At 71.9% G+C, this 15,270-nt stretch carries 11 protein-coding genes; 2 read left to right on the top strand and 9 right to left on the bottom strand.

From position 1 onward, the window contains the following. Positions 1–42: 42 nt before the first annotated feature. A complete protein-coding gene (locus tag HEK131_RS05405; protein ID WP_217463355.1) occupies positions 43–468 on the bottom strand; it encodes a hypothetical protein in 426 nt (141 codons plus the stop codon). A gap of 160 nt (positions 469–628) precedes the next feature. Next, a complete protein-coding gene (gene proB, locus HEK131_RS05400) occupies positions 629–1,735 on the bottom strand; it encodes a glutamate 5-kinase (protein WP_244451945.1) in 1,107 nt (368 codons plus the stop codon). Between the two features lie 174 nt (positions 1,736–1,909). Between proB and HEK131_RS05395 the strand changes: the two genes are divergently transcribed. Both HEK131_RS05395 and HEK131_RS05390 read left to right on the top strand, forming a co-directional pair. Continuing rightward, positions 1,910–2,647, top strand: a complete 738-nt coding sequence (locus tag HEK131_RS05395) for a L,D-transpeptidase family protein (RefSeq protein WP_244451944.1) — start codon at positions 1,910–1,912, stop codon at positions 2,645–2,647. A gap of 583 nt (positions 2,648–3,230) precedes the next feature. After that, on the top strand, positions 3,231–5,534 hold the full coding sequence (locus HEK131_RS05390) for a bifunctional glycosyltransferase/CDP-glycerol:glycerophosphate glycerophosphotransferase (RefSeq protein WP_217463353.1): 2,304 nt from the start codon (positions 3,231–3,233) through the stop codon (positions 5,532–5,534). Positions 5,535–5,664: 130 nt separating this feature from the next. On the opposite strand, the gene obgE is transcribed toward HEK131_RS05390, so the two are convergent. The 7 genes from obgE to HEK131_RS05355 form a co-directional block, all read right to left on the bottom strand. After that, the gene (gene obgE, locus HEK131_RS05385; RefSeq protein ID WP_161145908.1) at positions 5,665–7,110 is read right to left on the bottom strand and encodes a GTPase ObgE; all 1,446 of its coding nucleotides are present in this window, start codon (positions 7,108–7,110) and stop codon (positions 5,665–5,667) included. 128 nt (positions 7,111–7,238) lie between these two features. Continuing rightward, a complete protein-coding gene (gene rpmA / locus HEK131_RS05380) occupies positions 7,239–7,493 on the bottom strand; it encodes a 50S ribosomal protein L27 (protein WP_031183638.1) in 255 nt (84 codons plus the stop codon). A gap of 14 nt (positions 7,494–7,507) precedes the next feature. After that, positions 7,508–7,828 carry a 50S ribosomal protein L21 gene (gene rplU, locus HEK131_RS05375; protein ID WP_161145910.1) on the bottom strand — a complete coding sequence of 107 codons (321 nt, stop codon included), beginning with the start codon at positions 7,826–7,828 and terminating at the stop codon, positions 7,508–7,510. Between the two features lie 191 nt (positions 7,829–8,019). Then, entirely contained in the window at positions 8,020–9,081 is a 1,062-nt protein-coding gene (locus tag HEK131_RS05370) for an iron-containing alcohol dehydrogenase family protein (protein WP_217463352.1), read from the bottom strand. Then, positions 9,069–9,821, bottom strand: a complete 753-nt coding sequence (locus HEK131_RS05365; protein WP_244333849.1) for a sugar phosphate nucleotidyltransferase — start codon at positions 9,819–9,821, stop codon at positions 9,069–9,071. Before HEK131_RS05365 ends, HEK131_RS05370 begins: the two co-directional genes overlap by 13 nt. A gap of 94 nt (positions 9,822–9,915) precedes the next feature. Next, on the bottom strand, positions 9,916–14,184 hold the full coding sequence (locus tag HEK131_RS05360) for an Rne/Rng family ribonuclease (protein WP_244333848.1): 4,269 nt from the start codon (positions 14,182–14,184) through the stop codon (positions 9,916–9,918). A gap of 263 nt (positions 14,185–14,447) precedes the next feature. Then, the gene (locus tag HEK131_RS05355; protein WP_244451943.1) at positions 14,448–15,266 is read right to left on the bottom strand and encodes a TIGR03936 family radical SAM-associated protein; all 819 of its coding nucleotides are present in this window, start codon (positions 15,264–15,266) and stop codon (positions 14,448–14,450) included. Between the last annotated feature and the right edge of the window lie 4 nt (positions 15,267–15,270).

Here is a 15,270-nt window from a genome sequence, read left to right as displayed (position 1 = left end):
GGAGGCTGTTCCACACCGCGAGACGGGACGAAACCCCGCATCTCAGAACGGGTGGACCCCCACAGGAGTGGCCGGTGCGGGGCCGTAGCCCTCGGCGATGCGCTGGTGGTAGGTCTCGCGGTCGATGACCTCCAGGCCGACGATCTCCCAGGGCGGCAGCCCGGCGGTCTGCCGGTGCTCGCCCCACAGGCGCAGCGCGACGGCTGCCGCGTCGTGCAGGTCGCGGGCCTCCTCCCAGTACCGGATCTCCGCGTGGTCGCCGGCGTATCTGCTGGTCAGCAGGAAGGGGTGGTCGTGGGCGAGCTGTTCCAGGGCCCGCCGCAGGTCCTGCAGGGGGACGCGTTCCCCGGAGACGCTGAGGGTGACGTGCCACAGGCGGGGCAGGTCCTTGGGCTCCTCGTAGGTGTCCCCGGCCGCGACGCTCGTCAGAGCACCGCGGGACGCCGCCCCAGGACGGACTCGTCTCACGACGGCCTCCTTCACGCATGGCCCCTTGACGGAACGTGTCCCTTCAACATGTCCCCGCGACAAAGTTGAGCAGGCCGCAGGGCTCCGCGTGGCGGTTTTACGGAACGTCCCCCACCGGGGTCCCCCGGCGTGCCCGGCTTCCGGGGCGCCCGGCCGGCGGTCAGGGGTGCAGGAGTACCAGGTCGTCCCGGTGCACGACCTCGCGTTCGTAGGCCGGGCCCAGCTCGCGTGCCAGCTCGCGGGTCGAACGCCCGAGCAACTGGGGCAGCTCCTTGGCGTCGAAGTTGACGAGCCCGCGCGCCACCGCGCGCCCGGCGCGGTCCCGCAGCTCGACCGGGTCCCCGGCGCCGAACTCGCCGGTGACGGCGGCGATCCCGGCCGGCAGCAGCGAGGTGCGCCGCTCGACCACCGCGCGCACGGCGCCGTCGTCCAGGGTGAGCGAGCCCTGCGGGGTGGAGGCGTGCTGGAGCCAGAGCAGCCGGTCGGCGGAGCGCTTGCCGGTGGGGTGGAAGCAGGTGCCGGTGTCGCCGCCCGCGAGGGCGTCGGCGGCGTGCACGGCGTTGGTGAGCACCACGGGGATACCGGCGGCGGCCGCGATCCGGGCGGCCTCGACCTTGGTGACCATGCCCCCGGTGCCGACGCCCGCCTTGCCCGCGCTGCCGATCTCGACACCGCTGAGGTCGGCCGGGCCACGCACCTCGGCGATGCGGGCGGTGCCGGGGCGGGCGGGGTCGCCGTCGTAGACGCCGTCGATGTCGGAGAGGAGCACCAGCAGGTCGGCGTGGACGAGGTGGGCGACAAGGGCGGCGAGGCGGTCGTTGTCGCCGAAGCGGATCTCGTCGGTGGCGACGGTGTCGTTCTCGTTGACGATCGGGAAGGCGCCCATCGCGAGCAGCTTGTCCAGGGTGCGGGAGGCGTTGCGGTGGTGGGCGCGGCGGCTCATGTCGTCGCTGGTGAGCAGGACTTGGCCGACGCGGACGCCGTAGCGGGCGAAGGAGGCGGTGTAGCGGGCGACCAGCAGGCCCTGGCCGACGCTGGCGGCGGCCTGCTGGCGGGCGAGGTCCTTGGGGCGGCGCTCCAGGCCGAGCGGGGCGAGTCCGGCGGCGATGGCGCCGGAGGAGACGAGCACGATCTCCCGCTCCCCGCCACCGCGCACCTTCGCCAGCACGTCGACCAGTGCGTCCACGCGGTCCGCGTCGAGCCCTCCGGCGGCGGTGGTCAGTGAGGAGGACCCCACCTTGACGACGATCCGCCGGGCCTCGCCCACGGTCTGCCTTGCGCTTGCCACCTTGCCCGCTTTCCTCTCGCACCGGTCCGGCTGCGTGTGCCCGCAATCTACGTGAATGGGAGCGGGCGGTGCAGCCGGGTTTCAGCAGGCGGACGACCCGGTCCGGCGACGGCGGAAAGTGCGGACGGGGCACGTTCTGCGACCATGGAGCCCATGCGAAACGGCGGTGCGGTGCGAGCGGTAGCGGCTGCGGTGGGCGGGGCGTTGCTCGTCCTCGGTGCGGCGGGGTGCGGGGGTCCGGGGCACCCGGAGCGCGGGGACCAGGGTGCCGTGCAGGGCCGCGACGACAGAAAGCCGGCCGAGGCGGCGCTGAAGCGGGTGCCCGGCGTCGGGGACCGGCTGTGGAACCGCGTGCCCGGTGAGTCCCGGCAGGTGCTGCTGGTCTCCGGCAAGGGGCGCGACTCGGCGGACTCACGCGCGGCGCTGTACTCGAAGAAGGGCTCCACCTGGACGCGGGAGCGTTCCTGGGCCACGCACAACGGCCGCAAGGGCTGGGCGACCGACCATCACGAGGACGATCTGCGCAGCCCGGTCGGGGTGTTCACGCTGAGCGACGCCGGCGGGGTGCTGGCCGCGCCCGAGGCCAGGCTGCCGTACACCGAGTCGGCCGCCTTCCAGGCACCGCACTTCTGGAAGAAGTCGTACTGGCACGACTTCGATCTCGTCATCGCCATCGACTACAACCGGGTCAGGGGCACCGCGCCCAACGACCAGACCCGGCCGCAGGGGCAGTCCAAGGGCGGCGGCATCTGGCTGCACATGGACCACGGCAGCGGTACTTCGGCGTGCGTGAGCCAGTCCAAGGCGGACATGGAGTACCTGCTGCGCACGCTCGACCCGAAGAGGCATCCGGTCGTGGTGATGGGTGACGAGGCGGACCTGAAGGCGTGAAAGCCACGGCGGACTGAACGGCGAATCCCGTGTGCGCCGTCAATTCGCCGCCCGTGACGGCGGCGCACATCAATTCAGGCCGCCTTCATGCCGTCACCGGAAAACGCCGGTGCGGGAATTCCACACCGGTGCTCTCACGCCATGACGCGTGACGTGGATATATCCGCGCAATATATCCACGCAACTCGGACATCACACACAAACAACAGTCGGCTTTCCGTCACGGATGGCCGGATGTGGGCCGAAGCACAACATCCGCACACTCATCCCCCGCGGTCCACTTCGCCTCACCGATCGGCAACACTTGCGTCACGACTGTGGAACCGGTCCGCCCTGGGGGCCGCCCGCGCCTTGGCCCTCGTGGCCGGGTCTTCGCCGTTCCCTCACGAGCGGCGACGTGGACCGCGAGGGGACGGCCGGCTCCCGTGAGGCAGGCCACCCGTCGGCAACGGCCGTCTCAGGGGGGCGTAGGCTACGATTATCCGCACGTTTACCTTGCCCTCCCTGTACCTCTCGCGCCTCGCCGCGGTTCACGCGACGGGGCGCAGTTGAGTTTGATCGACAGTCTCAGGAGCCCCGAAGCATGCCAATTGCGAATGGAAACGCTTCGCCGAAAATCAGCGTTGTCGTCCCCGTTTACAAAGTCCAGGGATACCTGCGCGCATGCTTGGATTCCATCCTCTCGCAGTCGTTCGGCGATTTCGAGGTCATAGCCATCGATGACCACTCGCCCGACTCCTGCGGTCGCATACTCGACGAGTACGCCGCCCTCGACAGCCGCGTCGTACCGGTGCACCTCGAGGTGAACCAGGGCATCGGCAAGGCGCGCGACGCCGGCGCGCTGAAGGCGCGGGGCGAGTACATCCTGTTCCTGGACAGCGACGACACCCTCGCCGAGGGCGCGCTGCAGGCGATAGCCGAGCGGCTCGACGTCACGGGCGACCCGGACATCCTGCTGCTCAACCACGTCCGCACCTACTGGAACAACCGGGTCCAGGCGAGCGCGGCCGGTGAACTGCTCAGCAGCGCCGGCACGGACGTCTTCACCGCGCTGGAGCGTCCCGAGTTCCTCACCATGTTCGCCGTCGTGTGGAACCGTGTGTACCGGCGTGACTTCTACGTCACCGACCACAACTTCACCTTCACCGACGGCATCTACGAAGACGCCCTCATGGTCTACAAGACCATGCTGACCGCGGAGACCATCGCCGCGCTCGACCACGTCTGCGTCGAGTACCGCCAGCGCCGCCAGGGCAACTCCATGCGCACGCCCGGCCGCAAGCACTTCGGCATCTTCGAGCAGTACGCCCGGCTCTTCGAGTTCCTCGACGAGCACCCCGACACGAAGCCGGTGCGCGCCCTGCTCTTCGAGCGCATGGCCAGCCACTTCCTGTTCACCCTCATGCGTGAGGACCGCATCGTCCCCAAGGACCGCGCGGAGTTCTTCAAGCTGTCGGCCGCCCAGTACAAGCGGTACCGGCCCCGTGACTTCGTCCTCCCCGAGGGCTCGCAGGGCGTCAGGTTCCAGTTGCTCGAGCGCGGTTCCTACGCGGCGTACGCGGCCGTGACGTTCGCCGCCGACACCCGCCGCCAGGTCGTCCAGCGGGCCACGAAGGCCAAGCACAAGCTCGGCAAGACCGCCTACAACCGGCTCTACCGGCTGCACCTGCGCCGCCCCGTCGACGAGAACCTCGCCGTCTACGCCGCCTACTGGAACCGCGGCGTCGCCTGCAACCCCGCCGCCATCTACGAGAAGGCGAAGGAACTGGCGCCGAACGTCCACGGCGTCTGGGTCATCAAGAAGGACGCGGTGGACACCGTCCCGGCGGGCGTCGACTACGTCGTGGCGAACTCGCCGCGGTACTGGGAGGTCATGGCTCGCGCCAAGTACCTCGTCAACAACGTCAACTTCCCGAACGACATCGTGAAGCGCCCGGACCAGGTCCACCTGCAGACGCACCACGGCACCCCGCTCAAGCAGATGGGCATCGACCAGCAGAAGTACCCGGCGGCGGCCAAGAACATGAGCTTCGGCAAGATGCTGGAGCGGGCCGACAAGTGGGACCTGAGCCTGACCTCGAACCGGCACTCCTCGGAGATCTGGGAGCGGGTCTACCCCTGCGCGTTCGAGGGCGTCGAGTACGGCTACCCGCGCAACGACGTCTACTACCGCGCCACCGCCGAGGACGTCGTCCGCATCCGCGCCGAGCTGGGCATCGAGCCGGGCAAGACCGCCATCCTGTACTGCCCGACGGTGCGCGACTACCAGAAGGGCTACGTGCCCCGCATCGACCTGGAGCGGTTCTGCCGTGAACTCGGCCCCGACCACGTCGTGCTGGTCCGTACCCACTACTTCTACGGCAGCGACCCCCGCCTGGAGGCGCTCCAGGAGCGCGGCCTGATCAAGGACGTGTCGAAGTACCCGGTGGTGGAGGACCTCTGCCTGGCCGCCGACGCGCTGATCACCGACTACTCCTCCATCATGTTCGACTACGCGTGCCTGGACCGCCCGATCGTCACGTACGCGGACGACTGGGAGGTCTACAGCCGGGCCCGCGGCGTCTACTTCGACATCCTCTCCGGGAAGCCGGGTGAGACCCCGGGCGCGACCGCGACCAGCGAGGACGAGCTGATCGAGGTCTTCCGTTCCGGCGAGTGGAAGAGCGACAAGGCGACCGAGCTGCGCTCGGCGTTCCGCGAGCGGTTCGTGCAGTTCGACGACGGCAACGCGGCGGAGCGTGTGGTGCGCCGCCTGTTCCTCGACCAGGAGGCCACCCCCGAGGTGCTGCCGCTGGACGAGCGGACCCCGGCGCCGGCGCCTTCCACCCTGGCCAAGGCCCGCATCCCGCGTCAGCCGTCCGGCGAGTCCGGTCTGATCAACGTCTGATCAACGTCTGACACCCGACGCGAAAGAGGGCGGGCCGGAGAGATTCTCTCCGGCCCGCCCTCTTTCGCGTATCCGTCAGCCTTCAGCCGTCAACCGCCGGCCGGCGCCGGGCGCCGGCCGGGTGACCGCCTCAGAAGGGCTCGAAGTCGTCGAACTCCCGCTGGGCCTCGTCGCGTTCGGCCTGGCGGTCCCTGCGGCGCTGGGCCGCCGGACGCTCCTCCTCCAGGCGGTGGTCCTCGCCACGACGGCCGAGCATCTCGGCGCCGGCGGTGACCGTGGGCTCCCAGTCGAAGACGACCGCGTTCTCCTCGGGGCCGATGGCGACGCCGTCGCCCGTGCGGGCGCCCGCCTTCATCAGCCTGTCCTCGACACCGAGGCGGTTGAGGCGGTCGGCCAGGTAGCCGACGGCCTCGTCGTTGTTGAAGTCGGTCTGGCGCACCCAGCGCTCCGGCTTCTCGCCGCGCACCCGGAACAGCGGCTCGCCGTCGATCTCCTCGCGGGTGACGGTGAAGCCCGCGTCGTCCACGGCCTTGGGCCGGATGACGATCCGCGTCGCCTCCTCCTGAGGCTTGGCGGCACGCGCCTGGCCGACCAGGTCACCGAGGGCGAACGTCAGCTCGCGCAGGCCGGTGTGGGCCACCGCGGAGACCTCATAGACGCGGTAGCCGCGCTCCTCCAGCTCGGGGCGGACCATCTCGGCGAGGTCCTTGCCGTCGGGCACGTCGATCTTGTTGAGGACGACGATGCGGGGCCGGTCGTCCAGGCCGCCGTACTGACGCAGCTCCTCCTCGATGATGTCGAGGTCGGAGAGCGGGTCGCGGTCGGACTCCAGCGTGGCGGTGTCCAGCACGTGCACCAGCACCGAGCAGCGCTCCACGTGGCGCAGGAACTCCAGGCCCAGGCCCTTGCCCTGGCTGGCGCCGGGGATCAGACCGGGCACGTCGGCGATGGTGTAGACGGTCGAGCCGGCCGTCACCACGCCGAGGTTGGGCACCAGGGTGGTGAAGGGGTAGTCCGCGATCTTCGGCTTGGCGGCGCTGAGCACCGAGATCAGCGAGGACTTGCCCGCGCTCGGGTAGCCGACCAGGGCCACGTCGGCGACGGTCTTCAGCTCCAGGACCACGTCCTGGAGGTCACCGGGCTCACCGAGCAGCGCGAAGCCGGGGGCCTTGCGGCGGGCGCTGGCGAGCGCCGAGTTGCCGAGGCCGCCCCGGCCGCCCTGCGCGGCGATGAAGGAGGTGCCGTGGCCGATGAGGTCGGCCAGCACGTTGCCCTCCTTGTCCAGGACGACCGTGCCGTCCGGGACGGGGAGGACCAGGTCCTGGCCGTCCTTGCCGGAGCGGTGGCCGCCCTCACCGGGCTTGCCGTTGGTGGCCTTGCGGTGCGGGGAGTGGTGGTAGTCGAGCAGCGTGGTCACGGACTGGTCGACGGTGAGGATGATGTCGCCGCCCCGCCCGCCGTTGCCGCCGTCCGGACCGCCGAGCGGCTTGAACTTCTCACGGTGGACGGAGGCACAGCCGTGGCCCCCGTTACCCGCGGCGACGTGCAGTTCGACGCGGTCCACGAAGGTGGTCATGGTTCGGTGCCTCCAGAAAAGTACGGGTAATACCTATGTCAACACGCGAAAGGCGGACCCGCCTTCCCGACCGGGAAGTGAGGTCCGCCTCGCGCAGCTTTTACGCTCGCGGCCGTGAATCAGAGGATTCAGGCGACCGGAACGATGTTCACGACCTTGCGGCCGCGGTGGGTACCGAACTCCACCGCACCGGGCAGCAGCGCGAACAGCGTGTCGTCGCCGCCACGGCCGACGCCGGCGCCCGGGTGGAAGTGGGTGCCGCGCTGGCGGATGAGGATCTCACCAGCGCTGACGACCTGACCGCCGAAGCGCTTCACGCCGAGCCGCTGGGCATTGGAGTCGCGACCGTTCCGGGTGGACGATGCGCCCTTCTTGTGTGCCATGTCTTCTCAGTCCCTTACTTCGCAGCCGCGGGGATCTCAGTGACCTTGATCGCCGTGTACTGCTGGCGGTGGCCCTGACGACGGCGGTAGCCGGTCTTGTTCTTGTAGCGCAGAATGTCGATCTTCTGGCCCTTGTGGTGGTCCACGATCTCGGCCTGGACCTTGATGCCGGCCAGCACCCACGGGTCGCTGGTCACGGAGTCGCCGTCGACAACGAGCAGGGTCGAAAGCTCGACCGTGTCGCCAACATTGGCGGTGGAAATCTTGTCAACCTCAACGATGTCGCCGACAGCAACCTTGTGCTGGCGACCACCGCTGCGCACGATGGCGTACACGCGGATCTCACTTTCGCTCGAAGAACGGCACCCCCGCAGGCCAGCCGGACCGGCAGAACACCATGCACGACCTCTCCCGACCGCCCAGGGCGACCGGGAGGAGAAGGTTTACGGGGATGTGGCATGTTCAGATGACACGCCGACGGCCAAGGGTACGGGCGCGTCCACGTACGGGTCAAACCGGGCCCTGGTCAGCGGTTCAGCGAGGCCGTGTAATCGGCGTACGACTGCCGGATCCGGTCCGCGGACAGGTCCAGGTGCTCCAGGATCGTGTAGCGGCCAGGCCGGGTCTCCGGCGCGAACTCCACGGCCCGCACGAACTCGTCCACGCTGAACCCCATCTCCTCGGCCAGCACCGGCAGCCCGTGCCTGCGCAGCGAGGCGGCCATGAGGAACGAGCCCTCGTGGTCGCCGCGCAGGTGCATGGCGAAGGCCGCGCCGAAGCCGCACTGCTCACCGTGACTGGCCGCGCGCTTGGGGTAGAGCAGGTCGAACGCGTGGCTGATCTTGTGGCAGGCGCCCGAGGCGGGACGCGTGTGACCGGCGATCGACATGGCGATGCCGGACATCACGAGGCCCTCGGCGAGCACGGTGAGGAAGGGGTCGTCGCCGCAGCCGCCGGGGTGCCTGAGCACCGCCTCGCCGGCCTGGCGGGCCATGGCGGCGGCGAGACCGTCGATCTTCTCGCCGTTGACCCGGTTGGCCAGCTCCCAGTCCGCGACCGCCGAGATGTTCGACACGGCGTCCCCGATGCCGGAGCGCACGAAGCGCACCGGCGTCTCCCGGATGATGTCCAGGTCGATCAGCAGCGCGATGGGCGAGGGCACGCCGTACGAGCCCCGGCCCGCGTCGTTGTCCAGGATGGACACCGGCGAGCAGATGCCGTCGTGGGAGAGGTTGGTGGCGACCGCGACCAGCGGCAGGCCGATGCGGGCCGCCGCGTACTTGGCGCAGTCGATGACCTTCCCGCCGCCCAGGCCGACCACGGCGTCGTAGCGGCCCGACTTCATCTCGTCGGCGAGCCGTACGGCGTCGTCCAGCGTGCCGCCGCCGACCTCGTACCAGGTGGCACCCGGCAACTGCGGCGCGACCCGCTCCCGCAGCCGGGCGCCGGAACCGCCGCTGACCGCGACGGCGAGGCGGCCGGAGTGCGAGATGCGCTGGTCGGCGAGGATGCTGGCCAGGTCCGCGAGGGCACCCGGCCGGACATCCACGACCACCGGCGAGGGGATGAGCCGGGTCAGTATCGGCACGCGATCTCCCGTCCCCGTGCGAGGTCGTCGTGGTTGTCGATCTCGACCCAGGAGACGTCGCCGATGGGCTGGACGTCGACCTTGAAGCCGCGGTTCACCAGCTCCTGGTAACCGTCCTCGTAGTAGAGCTGCGGGTCACGCTCGAAGGTCGCACGCAGCGCGTCGGCCAGCTCCTCCGCCGCGTCGCCCTCGATGAGGGTCACGCCGATGTACTCGCCGGTCGCCTCGGCCGGGTCCATCAGCTTGGTGATCTTCTGGACACCCTTCTCGGGGTCCACGACGACCTTCATCTCCTCGTCCGCCAGGGACTTCACCGTGTCCAGCGCGAGGATGATCTTCTTGCCCTCACCGCGCGCGGCGAGCAGCGTCTTCTCGACCGAGACCGGGTGCACGGTGTCGCCGTTGGCGAGGATCACGCCGTCCTTCAGCGCGTCCCGGCCGCACCACAGGGAGTAGGCGTTGTTCCACTCCTCGGCCTTGTCGTTGTCGATCAGCGTGATCTTCAGACCGTACTTGGCCTCCAGGGCCGCCTTACGGTCGTAGACGGCTTCCTTGCGGTAGCCGACGATCACACCGACCTCCGTCAGACCGACCTCCGCGAAGTTCCCCAGCGTCAGGTCCAGCACCGTCAGCGACTCCTCGTCGCCTTCCGGGCCCACCGGCACCAGAGCCTTGGGCAGCGTGTCGGTGTAGGGGCGCAGACGCCGTCCGGCGCCGGCCGCCAGCACGAGACCTATCATCGCGGGTTCTCCTTACTTCCCCGGTTTCCGGGGTGTGGGGGGACAGCCGTGTGGCCCTGCCGCGAGCGACAGGACCACACAGGGGTTGTTCGGTTCAGCTCTCGTCGTCCGACGCGGAGACCGTGGCGGTCTTCTTCGCCGTCGACTTGGCGGCCGTCTTGGCGGTCTTGGTGGCCGCCTTCTTGGCCGTCGTCTTCTTCGCCGTAGTCGTCTTGGCAGCCGTCTTCTTGGCGGCCGTCGTCTTCTTGGCGGCGGTGGCCTTCTTCGCGGCCGTCTTCTTCGCCGGTGCCTTCTTGGCCGCCTTGCGGGCGGTCTTCTTGGCGGGCGCGGCCTCCTCGGCCTCCGCCTCGGCGGCGGGCGCCTCAGCGGCCGGCTCCGGCGCGGACGACGGGACGACCAGGACGGCCGTCTCCTCCGACGCGGTCGGCGCGGTGGCCTTGCGGACCGCGCGGCGGCGCGGACGGGCCGGGGCGGCGCTCTCGGCGGGCGCCTCCGCGGCCGCCGGGGCGGCCTCCGGCTCCGGCTCGGCCACCGGCGCGGGCTCGGCGACGGTCACCACGGCGGCCTCGGACCCGGCCGGCGAACCGGCGGGCGCGGACACCTTGCGGGTGACCCGGCGACGGGCACGGCCCTTGGGCGCGGCCTCCTCGGCGGCGGGCTCGGGCGCGACCACCGGGTCCTCGGCGGCCATGGGCTCGGCCTGCGCCTCGGCGGCGGGCTCGGGCTGGACGGGACGGGCGGCGGCCTCGTCGGCGGTGACCGACGCGGCGGTCGGCGCCTCCTCGGCGGCCCGCTCGAAGCGTTCGGCCTGCGCGGCGCTGCGGCGGCTGCCCTCCTTCGGCGCACCGGCCGGGCTCGAGGCCCGACGGCCGGCCCGGCGGCGCGAGCGGCCACGGCCCGCGGCCGCCTCCGCCTCGGCGACGGAGCTGTACAGCTCCTCGTCCGGGTTGTACTCCGGCGAGGTCAGCGCGAGCGGCTCGGCGGCTTCGGCGGCCACCTCGGCGGCCGTCTCGAAGTCCGCGTCGGGCGCCTCGGCCACGGCCGTCTCCACCGTCACGACGTCGTCGCCCTCGTGGGTGTGGCCGTCGCCGCCGCGGCCGCGCTTCTTGCGCTTGCCGCCACCGCCGCCGCCGGCGGACGTGGGCTGCTCCATGTGGACGATGACACCGCGGCCGTTGCAGTGGACGCAGTTCTCGGAGAAGGACTCCAGCAGACCCTGGCCGACCCGCTTACGGGTCATCTGCACCAGGCCCAGCGAGGTCACCTCGGCCACCTGGTGCTTGGTCCGGTCCCGGCCCAGGCACTCCAGCAGACGGCGCATGACCAGGTCCCGGTTGGACTCCAGCACCATGTCGATGAAGTCGATGACGATGATGCCGCCGAGGTCGCGCAGCCGGAGCTGGCGCACGATCTCCTCGGCCGCCTCCAGGTTGTTCCTGGTGACCGTCTCCTCGAGGTTGCCGCCCTGACCGGTGAACTTGCCGGTGTTGACGTCGATGACGACCATCGCCTCGGTCCGGTCGATCACCAGCGAACCGCCGCTGGGCAGCCAGACCTTGCGGTCCAGCGCCTTGGCGAGCTGCTCGTCGATCCGGTACGTGGCGAAGACATCGACCTCGCTGGTCCACTTCTGGAGCCGGTCGGTGAGGTCCGGGGCGACGTGGGAGACGTAGCCGTGGATGGTCTGCCACGCCTCGTCACCGCTGACGATGACCTTGGAGAAGTCCTCGTTGAAGATGTCGCGCACGACGCGGACGGTCATGTCCGGCTCGCCGTACAGCAGCGTCGGGGCGTTGCCCGTCTTCGCCTTCTTCTTGATCTCCTCCCACTGCGCCTGGAGCCGCTCGACGTCACGGCGCAGCTCGTCCTCGCTCGCGCCCTCGGCGGCGGTGCGCACGATCACGCCCGCGTCCTCGGGGACGATCTTCTTGAGGATGGTCTTCAGCCGGGCGCGCTCGGTGTCGGGCAGCTTGCGGCTGATGCCGGTCATCGAGCCCTCGGGGACGTACACGAGGTAGCGGCCCGGCAGGGAGACCTGGCTGGTGAGGCGGGCGCCCTTGTGGCCGATCGGGTCCTTGGTCACCTGGACCAGGACCGGCTGGCCGGACTTGAGCGCGACCTCGATACGGCGCGGCCCGTTGGCCATGCCGAGCGCCTCGAAGTTGACCTCACCGGCGTACAGGACGGCGTTGCGGCCCTTGCCGATGTCGATGAAGGCGGCCTCCATGGACGGCAGCACGTTCTGGACCTTGCCCAGGTAGACGTTGCCGACGTACGAGGTGGCCTGCTCCTTGTTGACGTAGTGCTCGACGAGCACGCCGTCCTCCAGGACGCCGATCTGGGTGCGCTCGCCGTGCTGGCGCACGACCATCACCCGCTCGACGGCCTCGCGCCGGGCCAGGAACTCGGCCTCGGTGATGATCGGCACGCGGCGGCGGCCCTGCTCGCGGCCCTCGCGGCGGCGCTGCTTCTTGGCCTCCAGGCGGGTCGAGCCCTTGATGGACTGGACCTCGTCGGACGGCTCGGCGGCCTTGCGGGGCTCGCGGACCTTGACGACGGTGCGCTCGGGGTCGTCACCGGCCTCGGCCTCGCCCCCGGAGTCACCGGCGCGGCGGCGACGGCGCCGACGGCGGCGGCTGGAGCTGGAGCCACCGGACTCCTCGCCCCGCGCGTCCTCGGCGTCCTCGGCGTCCTCCTCGGCCTGCTCGGCGGTGTCCTCGGCGTCCTGCTCGGCCTGCTCGGCGGCCAGGTCGCCGGACTCGCCGTCCGTGCCCTCGCCGTTCTCGTCACCGTCGTAGGCGTCACCACGGCGGCGGCGGCGGCCGCCCCGGCGGCGACGGCGGCGCGAACCGGAGTCGTCCGAGCCCTCGGCGTCGTCGGAGTCGTCGGAGTCGTCGCCCTCGGCGAGGTCCTCGGCCGGCTCCGGCTTCTCCTCGACGGCGCGGGTCTCCTCGGCGGGGGCGCCACGGCGGCGACGGCGACGGCGGCCGTTGTCGGCGCGCTCGTCGGCGAAGTTCTCGGTGGCGGCGGTGTCCTCGGGCTTCGCGGTCTCCTCGGGCTCCTCGGTCTCACGCGCACCGGCGGCCTGGGCCGCGGCCTCGGCGGCGGCGCGCTGCGGGGTCTGGAACCTCGGCTCGGTGAAGACCGGCGCCTGGAAGGTGGCCACGGCGGGACGCGCGGTGCGGCGCGGGGCGTCGCCCTCGGCGGGGGCGGGCGCGGAGAACCCGCCCGCGGCCTTCACGGCGCGGCGACGGCGGCGCGGGCCACCCTCGGCCTCGGTCGTCTCGGGCGCGCTCTGCGTCGCCTTGCGGGCGGCGCGCGGCTCGGCCTCGACGGCCTCGGGCTTCTCCTCGGCGGCGGCCGGGGCACCGGCGGGCGCGGAGGCACGGCGGGTGGCACGACGGCGCGCGCGGCCGGCGGGAGCGGCCTCGGTCTCGGTCTCCGCCTCGGCGGCGGGGGCCGGCTCGGCGACCGGCTCGGCCTCGGGGGTCTCCTCGGCGGCGGCCGGGGTCTCGGCGGGCGCGGACACCCGGCGGGTGGCACGGCGGCGCGTACGACCGGCGGGAGCTGCCTCGGTCCGGGTCTCGGGCTCGGCCTCGGCCTCGGGCTCGGCGGCCTGGGCCGGGGCCGGCTCGGCCTCGGTGGCGGCGGCTTCGGCGGCGGGCGCGGAGGCACGGCGCGTCGCACGGCGGCGCGGGCGGGCGGCCGGGGCGGCCTCGGTCTCGGGCTGGGCGTCCGCCTCGGCGGCCGGCGCCGGTTCGGCGGGCGTCTCGGCGGCGGGCGCGGTCTCGGGCGCCTCGGCGGCCTTCGGCGCACCGGCCGGGGCGGAGGCGCGGCGGGTGGCGCGGCGGCGCGGACGCGCGGCCGGGGTCTCGGTGGCGGACTCGGCGGCCGCGGCGGCCTTCTGGTCCTCGGTGTCCTGGGCCACGTCGGCCTCCTCGGGCTTGTTGTCCTCGGCGGCGACCGGAGCGGGCGAACCGGCGGGCGCGGAGGCCCGGCGGCGGGAACGGCGCGGTGCGGGCGCGGTGGAGGTCTCGGCGGACTCGGCCTGCTCGGCGGCGGACGCGGCCGGTACGGCCGTCTCGGTGACGGTGGCGGCCTCCGCCGTCGCCGGTGACCCGGCGGGCGCGGCGGCGCGGCGGGTGGTGCGGCGGCGCGGCCGGGCGGCCGGCTCGGCGGGGGCCTCGGGGGTCTCGGCCTCGGCCGCCGGGGCGGCGGCCTCCGGCTGTGCGGTGGTCTCGGTGCCGGTGGCGCCGGGCGAACCCGCCGGGCGGGAAGCGGCGCGGCGACGCCTGCGCGGAGGCAGGGTGTCGCTGGGGGTGTTCAGTTCGGAGCCCTCGTTGGGCTCGGTCGGTTCGAGCATGCGGGCATTTCTCCCGTCGGAGCTCCCGGTCGCCGCGCCTGGTCCGGGGCCGGTCTCGTAAGACCGGCCACCGCTGACGTCCGCGGCCCGCGCTGAGCGCGATGGCCGCCGTCCGGGGCGCGGGCGCCGCACGGGAGCACTCTGTGTCCTGTCTCACCGGTTCCGTACGCCTTGTCGGTACGGCCTGGCGAAAGTCTTCTGGTCGGTGCGCTGCCCGACCCAGGTGGCTCCCGAGTACGAGGGCGGCGCTACGGCGTCCGTCCCTACGCGGAACCTTCCGGCATCGGCGCCGTCGCGGTGGCAGTTGGTTCGGCCTTCGGGGCCGGGGCTGCCTCGCGGTCGGGCGCGAGCGGGTCGGTCACCGTGCCGGTCTCTTCATCGAACAGCCCCTGCGCCAGCCTGGTCACCGCTGCGGGGACCGGCGGCGCCAGGTCGGCCACGGCGCGAAGACCGGACAGGACGTCGTCGGGTCGTACGGCAGGCGTCACGTGCCGAACAACCAGGCGCAGTATCGCACAGGGCTGGTCGCTGGGCCTATCAGCCGACTCGTCCCGCGTTTCCAGGGTGACGACGGCGGAGCGGGCGTCGAAGGTGCGGACGCCGTTCTTGGCCATGCGCTGCACCTCGACCGTCTCCGCCGCCATGAAGGCCGCGGTGGCGGTTTCGGCGGCCTCGGGGGTCACGCCGTCCAGCCGCAGCTCCCACACGGAGGCGGTGAGCCGGTCGGCGAGCCCCGAGGTGCGGCCCTCGACGGCGTCGACGATGTCGAGCCCGGTGGGCATCGAGTCGTCGAGCAGGGCGCGCAGGGTCTCGGGATCGCGCGCCGCGGTCAGCGCGATCTCCAGGTACTCCGCCTCACTGCCCGTGCCGGTGGGTGCGGCATTGGCGTACGACACCTTCGGGTGCGGCGTGAACCCCGCCGAGTACGCCATGGGTACGTCGGCGCGGCGCAGCGCACGCTCGAAAGCGCGCTGGAAGTCACGGTGGCTGGTGAACCGGAGGCGGCCGCGCTTGGTGTAACGCAGTCGGATGCGCTGTACCGCGGGTGCGGGCGGCGGGCCTTCGGGCTGTCGCTTGCCCAGTGTC

The organism is Streptomyces seoulensis, assembly GCF_022846655.1.
GTDB lineage: Bacteria > Actinomycetota > Actinomycetes > Streptomycetales > Streptomycetaceae > Streptomyces.
This window is presented reverse-complemented; position numbering and strand designations above follow the sequence as displayed.